This is a genomic window from Mycobacterium kansasii ATCC 12478 (assembly GCF_000157895.3).
GTDB lineage: Bacteria > Actinomycetota > Actinomycetes > Mycobacteriales > Mycobacteriaceae > Mycobacterium > Mycobacterium kansasii.
The window spans coordinates 1,728,795-1,750,095 of the sequence record NC_022663.1 but is presented as its reverse complement, the minus strand read 5'-3'; the positions used below and the strand labels follow the sequence as shown (position 1 = coordinate 1,750,095).

Here is a 21,301-nt window from a genome sequence, read left to right as displayed (position 1 = left end):
CCCTCACCGCCGTAACTTCGGACTAAGGTCCGCCAGCAAGTCCAGCCACTCGAGTGGCGTCAGTGAGGGAATGGCCGCCGCCGGGCTCGCGAGGCTTGACAGCGTATTGGGCACCGCGGACACCGACCGGCTGGTGCTGGACGCGTTGTGCCGCGCGTTGCCGGCTGAGGCCCCGGTGGCCCGGGCCACCGCGGCGGCTTGGACCGATAATCCGCCGGGCTCTGTGTTGGGCGGTGGCGGAGTGAACGGGGTCAACCTGGTCGCCGACGCCGACGAACCCGCGTAGCCATACATCGCTGCGGCATCCTGGACCCACATGTCGGCGTACTGTGCCTCGGCGACCGCTATGGCCGGGGTGTTCTGCCCAAAAAGGTTGGTCACGATCAGCGCCGTCAGCAGCGTGCGGTTGGCCGCGACCACGGGCGGAGGCACCGTTTGCGCAAACGCCGTCTCGTATGCGGCGGCCGCGGCCGCGGCCTGGCCGGCCGCCTGCTCGGCTCCCGCGGCGGTGGCTCTCGTCCACGTCACAAACTCGGCGGCTGCGGCAGCCATCGACGCCGATGACGGGCCGACCCAGGGACCGCAGGCCAACCCCCCGATGACCGACTCATACGAGCTCGCCACCGAGTGCAGCTCGGCGGCAAGCCCGTCCCAGGCCGTTGCGGCGGCCAGCATTGGTCCCGAGCCGGGACCGGCGTATATCCGGGCAGAGTTGATCTCGGGAGGTAGTACCGCGAAATCCAATGTCGTTTCTCCGATCGATGCGGCGCGGCCGGGACGGTGCCAGCACCGGTGACGGCATATTAGGGGCGCAGCCCCCGCCCCGCGAACCGAACTGGAGCCGGGCTCATCGACATTCGACACGTCGCCTCGCGTCCGCAGGCCATGCCGTCCTCGTGCGCGGCAATCAACGACACCAACCGCGATCGGGCGTTCGCACGCCGAGGACTCGGCTCACCCGCTTGTCGGTGCAGCGCCGCCGCGCTCCGTGAGTAGTTGCGGGACTGCGCAATTGGTCATCGCCCAGGATCGGTATCGACGAGATTGCCTACCCAGAGCGGCACCGCCGTTTGACGGTGTCGTCGGCCGCGGTTCGGGTCGCACGGTGTGCACGGCGAGGGCTGCGTAACGGAACTCGGGGCCGGTTCGTCGACCCGTTAGGTGACCAACGCCACGTAGTCGGTCGTGGGTGCCTCACGCACGCATCCCCGAATTCGTCACCCTGCGGCGTCCGTCACTTACCCGCGGGCCTTGACGACGCACGCCCATGGATTTCAAATATCGCAGCCGCGATGGGACCGACTCTGAATCGCCAAATATCGGACATGCCGGTCAGTTCACGCTTGACGTTCAGCGGAAATTCGACGTGCTCAATTAAGCGCACAGGAGGCATTGTGGTAGACGAACAACTGGTCGACGGGAATGTCGCGTCGACAGTTTCTGGCCAAGCTCGCCGCTGCAACCGGCGCCGCGGCTTTCATGTCCGTGGCCGGCCCGGCGATCGATAAGGCTTATCCGGCAGGCCCCTGCTCGGGCCATCTGAGCGACATCGAGCACTTCGTCTTGCTCATGCAGGAGAACAGGTCATTCGATTCGTATTTCGGCACCCTTTCCGGGGTCAACGGATTCGACGGCGCCTCGCCCGCTTTTCAGCAGAAGGGCGGGAACCCGGCTACCCAGGCGAAGGACCCGTCCGGCATCACGGTCCCGTACCGTTTCGACACCACCCGGGGCCCGCTTCTCGACGACGAATGCGTCAATGATCCGGTCCGCCGTATTGCCACACCAGGCTGTGATCGCCGGTCATGGTCGGGTTGCACCACATCGTCCGGCCGCTGGCGTCCTGGGTGGTCGCGTGCAGCACGGTACAGGAATCACCCGGAGACGGCGCCTGGGCCGCAGCGATGCCGCCGCCCGCGACCACGATCGGCGAGAACAGCGTCACGATGGTCAATGCGACACACCGCCATCTGCTCACGTGGACACGGTATCCGCGGGCGCAGCGGCAGGTAAAGAATTGGACGCCAAGATGAACCCACGCGGCTAGAACACGTTCTAATCTGGGTCACCATGGGATTCCTCAAACCCGAACTGCCGCAGGTCGACGTCGCCGAATGGAGCAAGGGCACCCGCAGCGAGAAGATCCGCCCGATGGCCCGGCACTGGGCCGAGGTGGGTTTCGGCACACCCGTGGCGCTGCACCTGTTCTACGTCGTCAAGATCGGCCTCTACATCCTGGGCGCCTGGCTGGTGGTGCTGAGCACGAAGGGCATCGACGGGTTCACCAACGTCAGGTCGTGGTACTCCGAGCCGATCGTTTTCGAGAAGGTCGTGCTGTACACGATGCTCTTCGAGGTGATCGGGCTCGGTTGCGGCTTCGGACCGTTGAACAACCGGTTCTTCCCGCCGCTGGGGTCCATCTTGTATTGGTTGCGGCCCAACACCATTCGACTGCCTCCGTGGCCGGGTAGGGTCGCGCTGACCAGGGGCACGGCGCGGGCTCCGATAGATGTGCTGCTGTATGCGGCGCTGTTGGTGATGACGCTGTGGGCGTTGTTCTCCGACGGCACCGGTCCCGTCCCGGAGCTGGGCACCAAGGTCGGGTTGTTACCGGTGTGGCAGATCTGGACGATCCTGGCGATCCTGGCCGTCGCCGGATTGCGCGACAAGGTGATTTTCCTGGCCGCCCGCGGTGAGGTCTACGCCTCGCTGACCGTGACGTTCCTGTTCGGCGGTGCCGACCTGATCGTCGCCGCCAAACTGGTGTTTCTGGTGATCTGGATGGGGGCGGCGACGTCGAAGCTCAACAAGCACTTCCCGTTCGTGATCTCCACCATGATGTCCAACAACCCGCTGATCCGGCCACGGTTCATCAAGCGGAGGTTCTTCGAGAAGTTTCCCGACGACCTACGGCCCGGACGGTTGTCCCGGATCATCGCCCACGTCAGCACTTTTATCGAGATGGCCGTGCCGGTGGTGTTGTTCTTCGCGCACGGCGGCTGGCCGACCGCGGTGGCGGCGTTCGTGATGGTGTGTTTCCACTTGGGCATCCTGACGGCGATCCCGATGGGAGTGCCGCTGGAGTGGAACGTCTTCATGATCTTCGGCGTGCTGTCGCTGTTCGTCGGCCATGCCGAACTCGGCCTTACCGATGTGAAAAACCCTGTGCCGGTGGGAATTCTGTTCGCCGTGGTGGCCGGCACCGTCGTGCTGGGCAACGTGTTCCCGCGCAAGATCTCGTTTCTGCCCGGCATGCGTTATTACGCCGGCAACTGGGACACCACGCTGTGGTGCATCAAGCCGTCGGCAAGCGAGAAGATCGGCAAGGGCATCGTCGCGATCGCCAGCATGCCGGCCGCGCAGCTGGAGCGCTTCTATGGCAAGGACAAGGCGCAGATTCCGATGTATCTCGGATATGCGTTCCGCGCCATGAACACTCACGGCCGGGCGCTGTTCACCCTGGCGCACCGGGCCATGGCCGGGCAGAACGAAGACGACTACGTCATCACCGACGGCGAGCGGATCTGCAGCACCGCGATCGGGTGGAATTTCGGCGACGGCCACATGCACAACGAGCAGCTCATTGCCGCGATGCAGGAGCGCTGCCACTTCGAACCGGGCGAGGTACGCATCGTCCTGCTCGACGCGCAACCCATCCACAAGCAGACCCAGGCCTACCGGCTGGTCGATGCGGCGACCGGCGAATTCGAACGCGGTTACGTGCGGGTGGCCGACATGGTGACCCGGCAGCCCTGGGCCGACGACGTGCCGGTTCACCTGCTATCGGACGAGTTTCGACGGGTGTGAGCGGCCGTTGGCGTGTCGCGTTGGCGTCGAGTGTGTAGCGAAGGCTTCCAGCGTGACTGTACGGCGGCCGAAAAGCGCTAGGGCACACCGTGGACTCACAGTCAAAGCCGTCACTGCACACTCGGCCGGGCCAGTTCGCGGCATCACGCCGGTCCTCATCACGCCGGTCCTCATCACGCCGCTCCTCCGCACGCCGCTCCGCGGCGTCGCCGAGCGTAACGCCACGGCGAGACTTCGCGCCGAAAGTCGCCGTGGCGTTACGTTCGCGAGCCCGGAACTACACGTCCGCGCGGACCTCCCGGGCCGCGGCCACCATGTTCCGCAGTGACCCGGTGACCTCATCGACGTTGCGGGTCTTCAGGCCACAGTCCGGGTTGACCCAAAGCCGCTGCACCGGAACCGCTTTCAATGCCGCACGCAGCGACTCGGCCATCTCCTGGGAACTCGGCACCCGCGGCGAGTGAATGTCGTAGACGCCCGGGCCCACACTGTTGGCGAAGCCGGCCGCATTCAGGTCGTCGAGCACCTCCATGTGCGAGCGCGCCGCTTCGATCGACGTCACATCGGCATCCAGATCCGCGATGGCGCCGATGATTTCACCGAATTCGGAGTAGCACAGATGGGTGTGGATCTGCGTCGAGTCGGCGACACCCGAGGTCGCCAACCGGAAAGCGGTTACGGCCCAACGCAAATACTCGTCCTGCTCCCCGCGACGCAACGGCAGCAACTCCCGCAGCGCGGGCTCGTCGACCTGGATGACCGCGATCCCGGCGGCCTGCAGGTCCACTGTCTCATCGCGGATCGCCAGCGCCACCTGGTTGGCGGTCTCGGCCAGTGGTTGGTCGTCGCGCACGAACGACCACGCCAAGATCGTCACCGGACCGGTCAGCATGCCCTTGACCGGCTTGTCGGTCAGAGACTGCGCGTAGGTGATCCAGTCGACCGTCATCGGGTGCGGTCGCGCCACGTCGCCGTAGAGGATCGGCGGGCGCACGCAGCGGCTGCCGTAGGACTGCACCCAGCCGTTCTGGGTGGCGAAGAACCCCTGCAGCTGCTCGGCGAAGTACTGCACCATGTCGTTACGCTCCGGCTCACCGTGCACCAGCACATCCAGCCCGAGCTGCTCCTGCAACGAGATGACGTCGGCGATCTCGGTCTTCATCCGGCGGACGTACTCGGCCTCGTCGATCTCGCCGGATCGAAAAGCCGCGCGCGCCTTGCGAATCGCCGCGGTCTGCGGATAGGAGCCGATGGTGGTGGTCGGCAGCGCCGGCAGGTGCAGGCGTGCATCCTGGCTGGCGCGACGCGCGGCCGCGTCACCCCGGTGGGCGCCCGACGCCACAATCGAGTCGATGCGGGCCCGAACCTGCCCGTTGCGCAGGCGCGGATCCCTCCGGCGCGACGCCACCGCCGCATTGGACGCCGCGATCTCCTCGGCGACCGCGTCACGCCCGTCGCGCAGGGCCCGCGCGAGCACGACGACCTCGCGCACCTTCTCCGCGCCGAACGCCAGCCAGCTGCGCAAGTTGTCGTCCAACTCGGTTTCCGGCTCCAGCGAATACGGCACGTGCATGGTGGAACACGACGTCGAAACCGCAACCGTGGCCGCCGAACCCAGCAACGTCGCCAGCCGGCCCAGTGCCGCCTCCAGGTCGGTGCGCCAGACGTTACGGCCGTCGACGACGCCGGCCACCAGCGTTTTGCCGGCCAGCTCGGGCACCCCGGCCACCGCGGTGCGCGCACCGGCCACCAGGTCCACTCCGATGGCTTCCACCGGCGTGCGGGCCAGCGCCGGCAGTGCGGCGCCGGGATCACCAAAATAGGTGGCGACGTGGATGGCGGGCCGGTTGCTCAGCGACCCCAGCGCCGTGTACATCCGCTCGGCCAGCGCCGGCGCGTCGGGGCAGATGTCGGTCACCAGCGCGGGCTCGTCGAGTTGTACCCACCGGGCGCCCTCGCCGGCCAGCAGGGACAGCAGTTCGGCGTAGATCGGAACCAGCTCCTGGAGCCGTTCGATCGGTGGGGCGGCACCGTCGACGGCCTTGCTCAGCAACAGGAAGGTGACCGGCCCGATGATCAGCGGACGCGCCGGAATACCGAGCTCCTGTGCCTCTTTGAGCTCGGCGAGCACCTTGTCGGGGTTCAGCGTGAACGTGGTCGACGGCCCGATCTCCGGAACCAGGTAGTGGTAGTTGGTGTCGAACCACTTGGTCATCTCCAGCGGCGCGACGTCGGCGTTGCCTCGCGCGGCGGCGAAGTAGCGGTCCAACCCGTCGGAGATCCCGCTCACCCGGGCCGGCAGCGCACCGAGCAGCACCGCGGTGTCGAGCATCTGGTCGTAATAGGAGAAGGTGTTGATCGGCACCGAGTCCAGGCCGGCGGCGGCCAGATCGGTCCAGGTGCCACGGCGCAAGGTGGCGGCGACGGACTCCAACTCGGATCGGCTGGTGCGTCCGGCCCAGTACCCCTCGGTCGCTCGCTTGAGCTCACGGCGGGGGCCGATGCGGGGGGAGCCGGTGATGGTGGCGGTGAACTTCTGAGAACTATGAGCGGTCACGACGTGTCCTTTACTCGACGGTGTGGTCACCGCCCGCGGACGTGCAGCCGAATCCGGTTGCGGTGCAACACCGTAACCGGTACGGCCAAACGCCCACTCCACGAGGCGATGACCCGCCGGACGCGGCGCGCCCGGCACGGCTGGCAGGTCTTCGGACTCGCAGGCGCGCACCGGTGGTGGTGCTCCTAATGGCCGTCGCTTCCCAGTCGTGCGACCAGTGCTGTTGACGGCGGTCGTTCCTGCATACCGCTGCGGGACAGTTCCGGATTCCCACCGGATTCCCTCTCGCGGGGCATCGCTAACCTGCCTCGCTCGATGCCGGCGCCGCATTGCTGCGACGACGGCAGACCAGCTGCGTGGTCCAGGTTACGCTGCGGCCCGGCCCGGTGGATCGGCTGCCAGGGCTGCGGCGGCTAGGGCATCGGGACGCGGCCCATGATCAGGTCGAGGATCGGTTTGCCCGGCGGGTAGGCGCCGGTGAGCGACGCCATGGTGTGCCCGTAGTCCACCAGCAACGTGATACCGCTGATCCCGAAGGCGGCCGCGCTGTTGAGGAACACCATGACGTCGCCCATCTGCTCGGGAGTGTGCACCTTGGAGCCGGTCTCGTCACGGTAGTCCTGCGCGTAGCTGAGCCACAGGTCCGCGTTGGCCTGGGCCAACGGGGTGTCGGTGGGCCCGGGGCAGATGGCGTTGATCCGTATCCCCTTCTTCAGCAGGGGATAGGCCTGCATCGCCACATAGGCGTTGACCGCCTTCTTGCTGAAGCCGTAGTGGATGATGCCCTCGGCCTCGTGCGCGGCAACCCAGTCCTGGGCCGCCGCGTAGTCGGGCGTGGCCAGGAACTCCTGCAGGCGCGGCAGGTCGTTGTCCCATCCCATGCCGGCGACCGAGGAGATGAAACAGATCGCCGAGCCGGACGGCAGCAGGTCGTTGTCCAGCAGCCGCTGGATCAGATGGCGATGGCCGATGAAGTTGATCTTCATCAGCTCCGGGCCTTCGGCCACCCCCGCTGCGGAGAACACCGCGTGGACCGGTCCACCGAGTTGCCCGATCGCCGAGTCGATCGATGCCGGGTCTCGCAAGTCGACCTGCAGCGACTGGGCGACGTCAAGGGTCACCGGCGCGTAGTCCATGACGGTGACGTCGGCGCCGAGTTCGGTTGCCGCCCTGGCCGCCGCGGCGCCCATGCCCGTCGCGCCGCCGACAACTAACGCCCGCTTGCCGTCGTAGCGCAGCCGATCCAGAACAGTCATGGAGATCCCTTCCCCGCGGGCCCTACGTATTCGCCGCTTACCTGCCCCACTCTAGGGAGAACATATTTTTGGTTCAATACTTTCAAACCGCGGACACAACTGGCGTCACGGCTCGCCGCGTACCGCGGCGCCGCGTAACACCGTGTCACGGGCATGAATTAGGGCGGCCCGCGGGCCGACGGCGCGAAGGATGTTCTCCGGTATCCACTGCAAGGCGATGACGGATCGTGCCAGCATCGCCAGGGACGGGGTTTCGATCCGTATCTCGTCGGAGCGGAAACCTTCGGAGAGTAGTGATTTCAGCTGCCGCAGCCGGGTGGCATACAGCCACCCCGGGTTGGGGGTGTTTGGCGGTGACTGCCGCATCCAGGCGAGCTGTATCCGGAATTCGTCGGAAAACTGATCCAGCGCATTGATATTGATCCAGCTCAGCGCGTCCAGCTTTTCGATCGGCGTGGCATCCGAGCGCAGTACGCTGACCCAGCCGGCCTCGACCTTCTGGCCGAAGGAGCGCATGATCGAAGCCAGGAGTTCGTCCTTGGATCCGATCACCCGATAGACCGTGCCGGTGCCCATACCGGCCGCAGAAGCGATGTCTCTGATCGTGGTGACTTCATATCCCCGGCGCCCGAACTCGGTTCGGGCTACGGCACGGACGCGGGCTGCTTTGTCGCCGGGGTCGGCGTCCTTGTCGTCGGTCCATGTCGCGATGGCGTCGTTGGCGGCCGCCAAGGCGCTTGATCCGTCCAGCTCCGGATCATCCGGGGGTCGGGTTGCCAACCCCTGCAGGATGATTCGGCACATCAGCCGGGCGACCTGGTCGGCTGAGGCGTGGTGCCGGATCACGTCGAGCCCCACCTGCAGCATGGTCTGGCAGATGCGGTCGGCCAACGTCGGAAGATCCATTTCCGGTTTGATGTAGCCGCTCCACCTGGCGGCGCGCAGCGTCTGCACCATCGCCTCGTGCAGCGCCGCGGGCCGCTGCTGGGTGAGCTTCATCAGTTCGGGATCCGCACTCGGTCCCTCGTAGAACGACATCTGCAGGGCTGCTTGGTGCGCTACCGCACAGTTGGCGATCGCCGATCCCAACTCGGTGATCTTCTCGGCCACCGGCCGCGAGTCCGGTTCGTCCAGTTTCTGCTGCGCGGTTAGGCCGACGCGATTCAGATCGTTTTGATAGCGGCGGATCAGTTCGATCAGGATCGCTTCTTTGGACTCGAAGTGGTGATAGAGGCTGCCCGGCAGAATGCCTGCCGCTTCGGCGATTTCCTGCAGCGACGTTCGCAATCCCGACGACGCGATCAACGACGCCGCGGTCTGCAGAATCTCGGCCCGGCGCGTCCGGGAGTCGTCGGCGACGGCTTCGTCGGGGCGATCTACCGGCTGGCGGCCTTTTGCCAACGTGTTGGCTTTTGCCATAGCTACCGGGACGCACGTCCGGAGGACCGCGGCTTGGCAGACAGCGGCTTGGCAAACCTACGCACTCGCCCTCCCGCCGAACCAAATCTTTGTTGTTGAAGACTATCAGACCGTAGACCGGTCGACGCGCTGCTGGAGGTGGTTGACAGGCCGATTCTAAAACGGGTTGTTCCGGCTGGCCGCGGATTGGCATCGGGCGGCTCCCGCGAAGCCTCACCCGTTGCGGCCCGGCGCGCGGCGCATCCGCCGGGAGGGGGCTACGTGCCGGCCGGCCCGCCCGGCGATGTGGCCCAACTGCCGGCCCTTTATAGGTGATTGACAGGTGGCTTTGAGGATATTGGCAGGAAGGTTTGGTGCGAAAGCCCTGATTTTCTGCGTCGCACCGCCTTAGCATTCGGCCGTGGCGCAAATAGTCGCACGAGGTGACTGTTGCTGCGGGTGCGTGTCGTAGTGAAGGCAGTCGGCGGGAGTGGATGTCCGAGCCGTTAATACGGCCGGAGGTTTGGGGTTGGCATGATTCCTGAGTTTGCGTGGTTGCCGCCGGAGGTCAACTCGGCACGAATTTTCGCCGGTGCGGGATCGGGTCCGCTGCACACGGCGGCTTCGGCGTGGGAGAGCCTGGCTGCGGATCTGCGGGCGTCGGCGGCATCGTTTGATTCGGTGGTCAGCGGGTTGGCGGCCGGGCCGTGGTCGGGGCCGGCCTCGGTGTCGATGGCGGCGGCGGCGACACCGTACGTGGGGTGGTTGAGTGGGGCCGCGGGGGAGGCCGAGTCGGCCGCCGTTCAGGCGCGCGCGGCGGCGACCGTTTTCGAGGCGGCATTGTCGGCCACGGTGCATCCGGCGGCGGTGACCGCCAATCGGGTGTCGGTGCTGTCGTTGGTGGCGACAAATTTCTTGGGGCAGAACACCCCGGCGATCGCGGCCGCCGAGGGCGATTACCTCGAGATGTGGGCTCAGGACGTGGCCGCGATGGTGGGGTATCAAGCCGGAGCGACGTCGGTGGCGTCGACGCTGACGCCGTTCAGCCTGCCGCCGCTGACGATGGCGGGGTTGGCCGGGCTGGCATCGCAGGCCGCCTCGGGTGTCACGGCGATAGCGTCGTCGGCGGGCGCCGCGATAGCCACACCGGTGCAGGGAATCGTGTCGGCGGCTCCGTCCGCACTCTCGATGCTGCAGTCTTTGCCGTTGTCGTCGTTCATGTATCCGGTGAGCATGGCCATTTCGCCGTTGATGAGCGTGCTGACCAATGCGGCGCGCACTCCGGCCGCGGGGTTGGCCGGTGCCACGGCCGGCGGAGCGGCGGCAGGCGAGCCGAAGTTCGTGGGCGCCGCTCATCCTGGGACCAAGCCGTTTGCCGGCGGCGGGCTGGGTTCGGCGATGTCGGCGGGTCTGGGTAAGGCCCGGATGGTGGGGACGATGTCGGTTCCGCCGACGTGGCAGGGGTCGACGCCGACGCGGATGGCGAGTTCGCCGTTATCGGGCTTGGGTGCTGCAGGCATGGCCAATCCCGCGGAGCTGACCGGAGCGGCGCGGCCCGCCGGGATGCCGATGATGCCGATGCCGATGGGCATGGGCGGTGCCGGCGCCGGGATGCCCGGCGGCATGATGGGCCGCGGTGGAGCGGGCGGGAATCCGGTGCAGTCGCGGCCCAGCGTGATTCCGCGGACCGGGATCGGATAGGCCCGGATCGGGACGGCCGAGCGGCCCGCGGCTTTCGGAGGGGCAGTGCGGCCGGAGCCAATTCGAGAAGCAGCATGCCGCCGTCGCCGACGACGTCAGGACACGTTACTGATCAACGGAGTTGGTTGTCGCGCGGGCGCGTGCCCCGGCAAAGCCGGGTTGGCCTACCAGCTTCCCGCCCGAACCGCCGGCGCCGCCAGTGCCGGTCCAGTGCCCCGTCCCGCCATTACCACCGTTACCGCCGTTGCCGATCATCGAGGCATTCCCGCCGTTACCGCCGTTTCCGCCGCTGATATAGCCGCCGCCGCCGTTACCGCCGTTGCCGCCGTCGCCGATCAGTCCGGCGTTGCCGCCGTTGCCGCCTGCTCCGCCGTTGCCGCTCAACCCGATTCCGCCACCGCCGCCGGCGCCGCCCGATCCGAAGAAATGGCCCGCGTTGCCGCCGGCCCCACCGTCACCGCCGTTGGCGATGCCCTGGCCACCGGCGCCGCCGGCGCCGCCGTTACCCGAAAACCAGGCTCCGCTGCCGCCGTCGCCGCCGCTACCACCGTTGGTGGTGCCGCCCACTCCGCCGGTCCCACCATTGCCGCCGTCACCGGCGAGCCAGCCGGCGTTGCCGCCCGCGCCACCGCTGCCTCCGTTGTTGTTGCCGTATCCGCCGGTGCCGCCGTCACCGCCGTTTCCGGAGAGCAAACCGGCATTGCCGCCGGCCCCACCGTTTCCCCCGTTGTTGACGGCGCCGGCGCCACCGGTTCCGCCGTCGCCACCGTTACCGGAAAGCCACCCGCCGTTGCCTCCGGATCCGCCCTGGCCGCCCGAGCCGGAGGTTCCCGCCACTCCGCCGGCACCTCCGGCGCCCCCCGATCCGGCAAGCCACGCGTTGCCGCCGGCCCCGCCGGCACCTCCGTTTCCCGTGCCGGACCCGCCGGCACCGCCGGTCCCTCCGGTGCCGAAAAGTCCGCCGGTTCCACCGGTTCCGCCGGCGCCGCCGGTGCCGTTCATCGACATACCGCCGGCTCCGCCGGCGCCGCCGGAGCCGAACAACCCGCCGGCGCCGCCGGCGCCGCCGGCCCCGGCGGTGCCGTTCACGGAGTTTCCACCGGCTCCGCCGGCGCCGCCGGAGCCGAATATCCCGCTGTCACCACCGTTGCCGCCGGCATGGCCGGGCGCACCTGATCCGCCGTTACCGCCGTTTCCCCAGAGAATGCCGCCGTCCCCGCCGTTTTGCCCCGTCCCGGGAGCCCCGTTGGCGCCGTTGCCGATCAGCGGGCGTCCGAACAAATACTCGGTCGGTTCGTTGATGACGTGCAGGACAGTCCGCTCGGCGTTCTCCAGCTCGGCGGTCGCATACTTGATGGCACTACCGTTGAGGGCATCCACAAACTGCTGATGAAGCCACGCAGCGTCCTCACTGAACGTTCGCCAGACTTGCGACTGCGCGGAAAATAGCGCTGCGATCGCGGCCGAAACATCGTCGGCGCCTGCGGGAAGTATTTCCGTTGTAGCTGTGGCCGCAGCGGTATTGGCCTCGCCGAGCGAGGATCTGATAGTCGCCAAGTCGGTTGCGGCGGTCTGCAGCGCCTCAGGCACCGTGGACACAAATGACATGGGGATCTCCTAATCGCACTGAGCGCTTGTCGGGTAACCACTTGCTCCCGGACTGCACGCGCCCATTCCCCTCCGTGCAATTGGGTCTCTGCAGAGTAGCACCGCAGTCGCTCGGTTGCAGCATGTCTTTCGACGTCGTTGTTCAGAGTCCCTGGCGTACGCAATATTTCGGCCAAGCACCGACTTTGGACGACGCGGTGGGTTCGTCGGGAACGAGGTCTTGCCAAGGTACTTCAGGTGATTGCACTACTTCGCACCGGCAGTGCCGGCGCCCAGCGGGGCACTAGAAGACAGTCAGCCGGCGTGCGGGACACTCCGTATGTGCGAAATAGGGCTTATAGAATACGAATTCGTAACCTTCGCCTACGTAAGCGTAGCCAGAGAAAACAGTTGACAAGGCGTATGGTTTGTGGGAGTTTTTGTCCGGCTGAAGATCCCCGTTCGGCTGCGGTTCCCGACGGCCGCGATGTGACAGCGGATAACGGTCCGCATTGAAAAGGCTGGATTCACTGGATGACTCAGATACTTGTTCACGGATTATAACTGCTTTGTGGTGCGCGCGAACTAGTGCGGCCTCCGCTGTTATATGGAATGTCGTTCTATGTCAGCGTGATTCGGCACCGGCTTGATCGTGTGGTACTCCATTTCGGATCAAGGAGCGTCGCGCAAGACGGCTCGTTGTCACTGACCAGGTCGAATTGATCTGTGGCGCAACGAATACCGTTGCGCCTATATTTTGGCGAACGGTCCTACCGGCTCGGCGACTAAGGCCGCCAATGCCAGCCAAAATCCTAACCGTTCGGACATGACCTCCTGGCCTAGGCCATTGTCGTGGAGAGCGCAGAGGTTGACATCTGAAGGCTGACAAGAGAACTACCGGAGATTTCTAGCAGTGCGTCCGAGCCGTGTACGGCGGAAGGGTTGGGGTTGAGATGATTTTGGACTTTGCTTGGTTGCCGCCGGAGGTCAATTCGGCGCGAATCTTCGCCGGTTGCGGGTCGGGCCCGCTGTTGCGAGCGGCTTCGGCCTGGCTGAGCCTGGCAGCGGATTTGCGGGCATCGGCAGCGTCGTTTGATTCGGTGGTAACCCGATTGGCGACCGGGCAGTGGTCAGGTCCGGCATCGGTGTCGATGGCGGCTGCGGCGGCACCATTTGTGGGCTGGCTGAGCGGGGCGGCCGGGGAGGCGGAGTTGACCGCTGCTCAGGCTCGGGTTGCGGCGACAGCGTTCGAGGCGGCTCTGTCGGCGACGGTGCATCCCGCCGCGGTGACGGCCAATCGGCTGAGATTGCGGTCGCTGGTGGTGACGAACTTCTTGGCTCAGAACACCCCGGCGATCGCAGCGACGGAGTTCGACTACCAGGAGATGTGGGCGCAGGATGTGGCCGCGATGGCGGGATATCACGCCGGCGCGGCGTCGGTGGCCTCGACAATGGCGCCGTTTAGTCCGCCGCCGTCCAATCCTGGGTTGGCCGGGTTGGCGTCGCAAGCTGCCTCGGGCGTGCCGTCGGTGGTTTCATCCGCGGCAGCGCCGGCGCAGGACATCGCGGCGATAGCTTCAGCCGCGGAGTCGGGCCTGGATTCGCTGCCGTGGTCGAGCGTGTCGTTGTTGATGTATCCGCTCAGCATGGCGATGTCGCCGCTCATGAGTTTGATGAGCAATGCGACGCGCACGCCAACGGGCGGGATGGCCGGTGCGCTTGCCAGTGGGTTGCCCGCGGACGTGCCGAAGTTGATGACGGTTCCGCATGCTGAAATCACGGCATCCGGTGGCGGAGGGCTGGGTTCGGCGATGGCGGCGGATTTGGGTAACGCTCGGATGGTTGGAGGCATGTCGGTTCCGCCGACTTGGCAGGGGTCTGTGCCGGCTCCGATGGCCAGTTCGGCGATGTCGGGCTTGGGTGCAGCCGGTATTCCCACCCCGGCAGCGCTGACCGGGGAGCCAAGTTCGCCGGGTATGCCGATGATGCCGATGATGCCGAGCGGTACCGGTGGTGCCGGGATGCCCGGCGAGATGATAGGCCGCGGCGGGGCCAGCCCCAATGCACCGCAGTCGCGGTCCGGCGTGATACCGGTAACCGGGATCGGATAGCGACTGGGACGGCGCTGTTCCAGTGCCCGAGTTGGAGGACGCGACTGCCGCTTTCCCATAAGCCACCTCAGTCTCCACGCGTTTAGGGCGCGCGCTGTGCCTGGTCTGTCAGCGATTCGTTGCGCACCTTTGCGTGTCGCTTCAAAGGTAGGCACCCTTGATGAGTCAGCGTGTACGGGTTGGGACAGAGGTCAATGTGACCGATGTGCTTGTCGCGGCCGGGAAGTCGCCGAGCGCGGTGATTGGATCAGCACGTCTTAGGTAGTCACGCCAAGCCGCGCGCAGACGCTGAAAACCTCTTCGAAAATCGAGCCCGGCGCGGTGAACGGTTCGGTGGCAGACACTTCCGGCCAGTGCGTCGCGATGTCCTCGGCGGTCGGTTCGCAGTCAGCACCGGCTGACCATCCCTGACTCAGACCGACGAACAGCCGCGCGAAGCGCCCGGCGCAGGCCGAGTAGTTGTGATGGGTGACCTCGCAAACCCGGCTCGCCAAAATGACCACGATCGGTACCACCAACTACGTCGAGCCCGCCGAAGTGCTCCACGGCGGCCTGCACTATCGCCTCGCCACCCTGCGGGCCGGCCACCGAGTCGTGCGACGCCAGCGCGGTTCCGCCCGCACTGTGGATCTCGGCAACGACCTCGTCGGCGACGCTGGAGTCGGAGCCCTCGCCGTGCATGGTCGCACCGACATCGTTGACCATCACCGCGGCACCGCGGCGGGCCAAATCCAGCGCGTACAACCGGCCGAGCCCCCGGCCGGTGCCCGTGACGATCGCGACCTGGTCGCGGAAATCGATCATCGGTAGGCCTCCGCTTTTGGATGCGCAAGGCGCGCACCGACTTCGGTAAGATAGCGGTCGGGTCCACCCAGAAATGCGCTCCAGCTCAGCAGGCGTTTGAGGTACAGGTGAGTGTCGTGCTCCCAGGTGTAGCCGATGCCGCCGAAAATCTGTATCGCCGTGTCGGCGACGGTGGCCAGCCGCCCGGCGAAGGCCTTGGCCCGCAGCGCGCACAAGTGGTGCTCGTCGGCGTTATGGGGCAAGGCATCCGAGGCCCACAATGCGTGGATCACACCGCTGCGGGCCAGCTCGACCGTCTCATACATGTCGACGCACAGCTGCTGGATCGCCTGGAACGAGCCGATGGCCTGGCCGAATTGCTTTCGCACCTTTGCGTATTCGACGGCCGAGCCCATGACGGCGCGGGCCGCGCCGAGCGCATCGGCGGCCATGGCGATCAGCACGTCGTCGACGACGGCCGCAACGGCGGCCGGCGACGGGGTGGCCAACCGGTGTGCCGTCACACCGTCGAGCTCGACCCGAAACGTCTTGCGGGTCTGGTCGATACCGCGCTCGGGCGTCACCGAAACGCCGGGGGAAGCGGTGTCGACCGCGAAAAGCTCGGCGCCGTTCGCGTTTCGAGCGAAAACCAACAGCACGTGGGCGGCTGCGGCGTCGGGAACCGATACGAGCTCACCATTGAGCGACGTGCCGTTTGCTGTCGGCAGGGTCGCCACGTCCAACGGGCCGACGGTGGCGATCGTGGTCCCCGCGGCAATCCCGGTGAGGATCTCGGCGGCCTCCGGGCCGGCGTCGCACCGGCGCAGCGCCCGCGTCGCCGCGACCGCAGTGGACAACCACGGTCCCGGGTGCAGGGCGGCGCCGAGTTCCTCGGCGACGATGCCGGCCTCGACCATCGTCATGCCGGCGCCGCCGTATTCGGGTGACACCAACAGCCCGGTTGTCCCAAGCTCGGCCAGACCGTGCCACACCGGCTCGGTGGTGCCGGTCGGTTCGTCGAGCAGCGTGCGCACGTGTCCCGAAATCGGCGCCTTCTCGGCCAGAAAACGCCGCACCGTGTCGCGCAGCGCCACCTGCTCCTCGGACAGTTCCAGGTTCATCGGCGCGGCAACTCCAGCACCCGCTGCGCGGTGATGTTCGTGTTGATCTGCGTGGTGCCGCCGGCGATGGTCAGCGAACGCGACGTCAGCCGGTAATCGGCCCACCGGTGTGCCTGCGGACCCAGCACGTCGAAAGCCAGCGCGGCCAGATCTTGCCCGATCTCGCCCCATACCGTCTTGGCCAGGCTGGCCGACCCGAAGGCGGTGATTTCCGAGCCGCCATGCAGGGTCGCCGAAATCGACCGCAGACACAGCACTTCGAGATACTTGACGCGCACCGCGATCTCACCGAGGCGCCGCAAGGTCACGGGGTCTTCGCCGACCCCGAATGCGGCGAAGTCCGCCGCCAGCTCCTCGAGTCGCACCTGCAGTTCGGTGTAAAGTCGCGCCGCCCCGGCCCGCTCGTGACTCAGCGTGGTGGTGGCGACCTGCCAGCCCGCGTTGAGCGGACCCAGCAGCGCGTCGGCCGGTACCACCACATCGTGGAAGAACACCTCGGCGAAGTCGGTGTCGCCGTTGAGCGTGACCAGCGGCCGAGCCTCGATGCCCGGCAGCCTCATATCGACGATCAGGCAGGAGATGCCCTGGTGTTTGGGCGCCTCGGGATCGGTGCGGACATACAGTTGACACCAGTCGGCGCGGTGCCCGAGTGAGGTCCAGATTTTCTGTCCGTTGACCACGAAGGTGTCGCCATCGCGCACCGCGCGGGTACGCAGTGCGGCGAGGTCGGATCCGGCGTCGGGCTCCGACATGCCCTGGCACCAGATATCTTCCGCGCGCAACATCCGGGGCAGCAGTGTCGTCTTCTGGGCTTCGGTGCCGTATTGCATGATCGCCGGAGCGATGTTGTTCATGCCGATGACGTTGAGCGGCAAGGGCGCTCGGGCGCGGGTGGTTTCCTCGGTGTAGACCAGCTGCTCGAGTACGGTGGCGCCGCGGCCGCCGTACTCGCGGGGCCAGGAGACGGCCGCCCATCCGGCGTCGGCCAACGCGGCGTTCCAGGCGCGCAACATGTCGAATATCGTGTCGCTGCGTCCGGGGGATCGGCGGGCGGTGATCAATTCGTCGGTGAGATTCGCCGCGAGCCAGCTGCGCAGCTCGTCGCGGAACTGTTCCACTTCGACGGGATATGAGAAGTCCACGTGCGTGTGTCGACCTTGCGCGATTGACTGCCTGTCAAGCCGGACTCTACGTTGGAACAGATATTTGGTCAACACGAACAACCAGGACGAACCGCTTGACCGGCGACCAGCACAACACCGATCGGCTGCCGCGACTGGGCATGGTGGCCTCGGCCATCGCGGGCCGTACGGTGCGGGTTGCCCCGGCCGGTACCGGCGAGTCGGCATGGACCGATGGCCGCACCATCTTTGTCGACGCCGACCTGCCGGGGCGCGATCAGCTGCAGTCGCTGGCCGTACAGGCGTCGCTGCTGGCGGCGGGAAGTCTCGAACCGGATGTGATCCGCGCGCTCACCCGGCGCCCCGCGGTGGCCAGGCGGTATCTCGCGGTGGAAGGGCACCGGGCGCTGGCGGCCAACGAATACTGGCTACCGGAGCCGACGCGGGGGTTGATCGACCGCGACATCGCCGCTCGCACCGATTCGCCGGCCACCTCGCTGGCTGCCGCGCGGAGCCCGCACCCCATCGCCGGCGTGCCGGCGATTTTCGGCGCTATCCACGCCCGGAAGCTGCTGGCGCAGTTGGCTACGCACGGAGATGCGCCGACAGTCGGTGCGCATGGTCGCCAAGCCGGCCCGGCGCTGGCCGCCCCCGACGACGATCCCGCAGACCCACAGGAGGCTGCCGACGCCTTCTCCACCCCGATCGGCGGCGCCGGAGCCCTCGGCCGGTTGCTGCGCCGCATGCTGCACCCGGTGCGCCGGCTCGGGGACAGCGGTCAGCCGGGGGCCGACGCCCCCGCCCAGCGCAGCCGCTCAGGGATCGGGTCCGCGCCAGGAGTGTTGTCGACGGCACCGGCCGGATTGTTCGACGAACGCGCCGCCGGCCCCAGCGGGAAAGCAGGGTCGGTCACCTATCCCGAGTGGGATGTCCACCGTCGCTGCTATCGGCCGAACTGGTGCACGGTGCGCGAAATACCGGCGGTTATCGGCGACGCCTCGTTTCCGGATGGCCTGAACCGCTACGCATTACGGCGCTCCCTGGCCCGCCTCGGGCTGGGGCCGGACTGGTTTCGCCGGCAGCTGCACGGCGAGGACATCGATCTCGACGCGGCCGTCGAGGCGCGCGTCGACGCCGTGGCCGGTTCGCTGCCCACTGACGCGATCTACCTCGATCGGCTGCGCCGCCGACGCGATCTTGCGGTGCTGCTGCTGCTGGACATCTCCGGCTCGGTTGCCGAGCCGGGCGCGACCGGAAAGACGGTGCACGAACAGCAGCGGGCCGTCGCTGCGGCACTCGCTGTCGCCTTTCGTGATCTCGGAGATCGGTTGGCGCTCTACGCATTTCACTCGCAGGGGCGGGCGTCCGTGCAGCTGGTGCCGGTCATGCGTTTCGACGATCCGCTGGATGCCCCCGCGCTGCGAAGGCTCGGCGGCCTGGTGCCCGGGGCGTATTCGAGGCTCGGTGCCGCGATCCGGCACGGTGCGGCCGTGCTGGAATCCGGTGGCGGCACGACGCGGCGGCTACTGGTCGTGGTGTCCGACGGGTTGGCCTACGACCACGGCTACGAACGCGCCTACGGGGCGGCGGACGCCCGTCGTGCGCTGGCCGAAGCCCGCGGCCGTGGCACCGGTTGTGTCTGCCTGGCAGTCGGGGCGAGCACCGATCCCGAGGAACTGCAGCGGGTCTTCGGCAGCGCGGCGCTGGCCGCCATCCCGGAACCGGAGCAGCTGCCGCGGGTGGCCGGGCCGCTGTTCCGCGCGGCCCTGCGCTCGGCCGAAGTCCGCAGGCCCATCGATAGTTGAGCCAAATATCTGTTCCGCGTTACGCTGCGGCCATGCCAGGCACAGGCAACGACGGGACGACACCCGCGGCTGCCCGCCCCTTTTACGTCTCGGTGGGCAATGAGGAACAAGTCTTCAAGGCTGCTTTCCGTCAAGGCCTCTCGGTATTACTCAAGGGGCCCACCGGCTGCGGCAAGACACGGTTCCTGGAAGCCATGGCCCATGATCTGGGGCGGCCGCTCGTCACCGTGGCCTGCCACGACGACCTCACGACCGCGGATCTGGTCGGGCGGTTCCTGCTGCGCGGTGGGGAAACGGAGTGGGTCGACGGCCCGCTCACCCGCGCCGTTCGTGGGGGCGCCATCTGCTACCTCGACGAAGTCGTCGAGGCGCGCCAGGACACCACCGTCGTGCTGCACCCCCTGGCCGATCACCGCCGCCAGCTTCCGATCGAACGTCTGGGCGTGACACTGGACGCCGCACCCGGCTTTTGCCTGGTGGTGTCCTACAACCCCGGGTACCAAAGCGTCCTCAAGGATCTCAAGGACTCCACTAGGCAGCGCCTGGTGGCCATCGAATTCGGCTTTCCCGCAGCAGATGTCGAGGAAAAGGTCGTCGCTCACGAGGCCGGCGTCGGCTCCGACGTGGCCGCCGAGTTGGTGCGATTGGCCCAAGCGATCCGGCGGCTGGAGAACCGCGGACTGCGTGAGGTGGCGTCGACCAGGGTGCTCATTGCCGCTGGCCGTTTGATCGCCGAGGGGCTCAGCTCCCGGGAGGCGGCCCGCGCCGCCGTCGCCGGCCCGTTGACCGACGACATTCACACCGGTGACGGCCTACTGGAGCTGATCGATGTCTACCTGTGCGACACCTAGCCGGTGGCGATTGACGCTGCACCGCCCACCGCGCTAGTGTCAGAACAAATTTTAGGTTTGTCGGGACAGCCGCTGACGGAGATGGAGACTTGTCCTACGAGAGCACCGCGCAACCGATCAAAATCGGCTACCTGTTCGACTTCCTGCTGCCGGAGTTCTACCCCCAGGAGATGCGCGACGACCTGACCCGACCGTTCGAGTTGGTATTCGCCGACGGGCTGCGGCAGCGCATGCTCGACCGTCCGGTGGAGATCGTGTACCGGGAAGTGGAGGGGCTGCCCAAAGGCGCCGTCAAGGCCGTGATCGACGCCTACGGCGAACTGGTCGACGAGGGCTGCCTGGCGGTGTTCGGGCCGCACATCAGTGAGAACGCGGTACCGGCCAAGGAGGCGATCGAAGAACGGTTCCGGGTTCCGGCCGTCAACGTCTGCGGCAGCGACGACTGGTTGGGGGAGTGGACGTTCGCGTTCCCGCAAGGGTCGATGACCGACGAGCCGATCTTCTGGGCGGACTTGCTCGCCAAGGGGGGTCACACCGAGGTGGCGGTGCTGGTCGAGCAATCGCTGGTCGGCCAGAGCTACCTCGCCAACTTCCGAAAAGCGGCTCAACGCAAGGGTATCCGCATTGTCGCCGAAGCGCAGATCGCCCAAACCGCCCAGGACGTCGGCCGGGCGATCCGCGCGCTGCATGAGGCGAAGCCGTCGGCGCTGGTGCATTGCGGGTTCGGCTTCGGGATCGTGTTCATCAACCCGGCCCTGGCCGAACTCGACTGGGATCCGCCCCGGTTCACCAGCACCGCGTTTCAGAACGCCTGGATCAATCCGATTATGTGGCAAGCCTTGATGGGCTGGACGGGGATCGACCAGTACGACGAGGCCAACAGCGTCGGCCAGGCCTTCCTGGACCGCTACGAATCGGAATGCGGCCGTCGCCCCCAATATTGCGTTCCGGTGGTCAACCACGACGTCGCCAATACGCTGCTGCATGCCTTCGCCGACGCCTACCCGCTGAGCCCCCGCGGCGTCAAGGAGGCATTAGAGCGGGTGAAGATGCTGCCGGCCGCCTCGGGCGCCCCGGGAACCAGGGTCTCCCTGGGCAAATGGACCCGGCGGGCCTGGATGGGCGCGGGCTACCTGGTGGCGCGGAGGCTGGATCCCGACGGCGTCAACTCCCACCTCGTCGATCGCTTCGGCGCCGGGTAGG

General features: G+C 67.0%; 13 protein-coding genes, 3 pseudogenes and 1 riboswitch. Of the genes and pseudogenes, 7 read left to right on the top strand and 9 right to left on the bottom strand.

The window, feature by feature from the left end:
• Positions 1-24: 24 nt before the first annotated feature.
• A pseudogene (locus MKAN_RS07390) lies at positions 25-744 on the bottom strand (PPE family protein); the annotation flags it as partial.
• Between the two features lie 678 nt (positions 745-1,422).
• On the opposite strand from MKAN_RS07390, the pseudogene MKAN_RS31745 reads away from it, so the two are divergent.
• Positions 1,423-1,767 (top strand): annotated as a pseudogene (locus tag MKAN_RS31745) (alkaline phosphatase family protein); the annotation flags it as partial.
• Here MKAN_RS31745 and MKAN_RS31740 read toward each other — a convergent pair.
• Complete coding sequence (locus MKAN_RS31740; protein WP_023366788.1) at positions 1,757-1,978, bottom strand: hypothetical protein; 222 nt, start codon at positions 1,976-1,978, stop codon at positions 1,757-1,759. The pseudogene MKAN_RS31745 and the gene MKAN_RS31740 overlap by 11 nt on opposite strands.
• Before the next feature lie 92 nt (positions 1,979-2,070).
• Here MKAN_RS31740 and MKAN_RS07380 point away from each other — a divergent pair, with 92 nt between their 5' ends.
• Positions 2,071-3,807, top strand: coding sequence for a DUF3556 domain-containing protein (locus MKAN_RS07380; RefSeq protein WP_023366786.1), 1,737 nt, complete (start codon positions 2,071-2,073; stop codon positions 3,805-3,807).
• Between the two features lie 277 nt (positions 3,808-4,084).
• Here MKAN_RS07380 and metE read toward each other — a convergent pair whose 3' ends face one another.
• The 3 genes from metE to MKAN_RS07365 all read right to left on the bottom strand — a co-directional run bounded on the left by metE (position 4,085) and on the right by MKAN_RS07365 (position 9,039).
• Positions 4,085-6,364, bottom strand: a complete 2,280-nt coding sequence (metE, locus tag MKAN_RS07375; protein ID WP_036392726.1) for a 5-methyltetrahydropteroyltriglutamate--homocysteine S-methyltransferase — start codon at positions 6,362-6,364, stop codon at positions 4,085-4,087.
• Between the two features lie 125 nt (positions 6,365-6,489).
• A riboswitch (cobalamin riboswitch) is annotated at positions 6,490-6,686 on the bottom strand.
• Positions 6,687-6,777: 91 nt separating this feature from the next.
• Positions 6,778-7,620, bottom strand: a complete 843-nt coding sequence (locus MKAN_RS07370) for an SDR family oxidoreductase (RefSeq protein ID WP_023366782.1) — start codon at positions 7,618-7,620, stop codon at positions 6,778-6,780.
• A 105-nt stretch (positions 7,621-7,725) separates the two neighbouring features.
• A complete protein-coding gene (locus MKAN_RS07365) occupies positions 7,726-9,039 on the bottom strand; it encodes a TetR/AcrR family transcriptional regulator (protein ID WP_023366780.1) in 1,314 nt (437 codons plus the stop codon).
• A gap of 513 nt (positions 9,040-9,552) precedes the next feature.
• Between MKAN_RS07365 and MKAN_RS07360 the strand changes: the two genes are divergently transcribed.
• The gene (locus tag MKAN_RS07360; protein WP_023366778.1) at positions 9,553-10,719 is read left to right on the top strand and encodes a PPE family protein; all 1,167 of its coding nucleotides are present in this window, start codon (positions 9,553-9,555) and stop codon (positions 10,717-10,719) included.
• 105 nt (positions 10,720-10,824) lie between these two features.
• Here the strand turns inward: MKAN_RS07360 and MKAN_RS07355 are convergent, their stop codons facing one another.
• On the bottom strand, positions 10,825-12,327 hold the full coding sequence (locus MKAN_RS07355; protein ID WP_023366776.1) for a PE family protein: 1,503 nt from the start codon (positions 12,325-12,327) through the stop codon (positions 10,825-10,827).
• A 932-nt stretch (positions 12,328-13,259) separates the two neighbouring features.
• On the opposite strand from MKAN_RS07355, the gene MKAN_RS07350 reads away from it, so the two are divergent.
• Positions 13,260-14,417 (top strand): PPE family protein, encoded by a 1,158-nt coding sequence (locus MKAN_RS07350; RefSeq protein ID WP_023366774.1) that lies wholly within the window; start codon positions 13,260-13,262, stop codon positions 14,415-14,417.
• A 257-nt stretch (positions 14,418-14,674) separates the two neighbouring features.
• On the opposite strand, the pseudogene MKAN_RS29410 reads toward MKAN_RS07350, so the two are convergent.
• From MKAN_RS29410 to MKAN_RS07330, 3 genes and pseudogenes are all read right to left on the bottom strand, one after another.
• Positions 14,675-15,221: pseudogene (locus MKAN_RS29410) on the bottom strand (SDR family NAD(P)-dependent oxidoreductase).
• A complete protein-coding gene (locus MKAN_RS07335; protein WP_023366768.1) occupies positions 15,218-16,321 on the bottom strand; it encodes an acyl-CoA dehydrogenase family protein in 1,104 nt (367 codons plus the stop codon). Before MKAN_RS07335 ends, MKAN_RS29410 begins: the two are co-directional and overlap by 4 nt.
• Positions 16,318-17,463 (bottom strand): acyl-CoA dehydrogenase family protein, encoded by a 1,146-nt coding sequence (locus tag MKAN_RS07330; RefSeq protein WP_023366766.1) that lies wholly within the window; start codon positions 17,461-17,463, stop codon positions 16,318-16,320. Before MKAN_RS07330 ends, MKAN_RS07335 begins: the two co-directional genes overlap by 4 nt.
• Before the next feature lie 95 nt (positions 17,464-17,558).
• On the opposite strand from MKAN_RS07330, the gene MKAN_RS07325 reads away from it, so the two are divergent.
• The 3 genes from MKAN_RS07325 to MKAN_RS07315 all read left to right on the top strand — a co-directional run bounded on the left by MKAN_RS07325 (position 17,559) and on the right by MKAN_RS07315 (position 21,300).
• Entirely contained in the window at positions 17,559-19,247 is a 1,689-nt protein-coding gene (locus MKAN_RS07325) for a nitric oxide reductase activation protein NorD (RefSeq protein ID WP_023366764.1), read from the top strand.
• 32 nt (positions 19,248-19,279) lie between these two features.
• A complete protein-coding gene (locus tag MKAN_RS07320) occupies positions 19,280-20,098 on the top strand; it encodes a CbbQ/NirQ/NorQ/GpvN family protein (RefSeq protein WP_023366762.1) in 819 nt (272 codons plus the stop codon).
• An 89-nt stretch (positions 20,099-20,187) separates the two neighbouring features.
• The gene (locus MKAN_RS07315) at positions 20,188-21,300 is read left to right on the top strand and encodes an ABC transporter substrate-binding protein (protein ID WP_023366760.1); all 1,113 of its coding nucleotides are present in this window, start codon (positions 20,188-20,190) and stop codon (positions 21,298-21,300) included.
• Position 21,301 lies beyond the last annotated feature (1 nt).

Coding starts and splice junctions, on each gene's coding strand:
- MKAN_RS07380 (WP_023366786.1), top strand. CDS start 2,071: ATGGGATTCCTCAAACCCGAACTGCCGCAGGTCGACGTCGCCGAATGG.
- MKAN_RS07370 (WP_023366782.1), bottom strand. CDS start 7,620: ATGACTGTTCTGGATCGGCTGCGCTACGACGGCAAGCGGGCGTTAGTT.
- MKAN_RS07365 (WP_023366780.1), bottom strand. CDS start 9,039: ATGGCAAAAGCCAACACGTTGGCAAAAGGCCGCCAGCCGGTAGATCGC.
- MKAN_RS07360 (WP_023366778.1), top strand. CDS start 9,553: ATGATTCCTGAGTTTGCGTGGTTGCCGCCGGAGGTCAACTCGGCACGA.
- MKAN_RS07355 (WP_023366776.1), bottom strand. CDS start 12,327: ATGTCATTTGTGTCCACGGTGCCTGAGGCGCTGCAGACCGCCGCAACC.
- MKAN_RS07350 (WP_023366774.1), top strand. CDS start 13,260: ATGATTTTGGACTTTGCTTGGTTGCCGCCGGAGGTCAATTCGGCGCGA.
- MKAN_RS07335 (WP_023366768.1), bottom strand. CDS start 16,321: ATGAACCTGGAACTGTCCGAGGAGCAGGTGGCGCTGCGCGACACGGTG.
- MKAN_RS07320 (WP_023366762.1), top strand. CDS start 19,280: ATGCCAGGCACAGGCAACGACGGGACGACACCCGCGGCTGCCCGCCCC.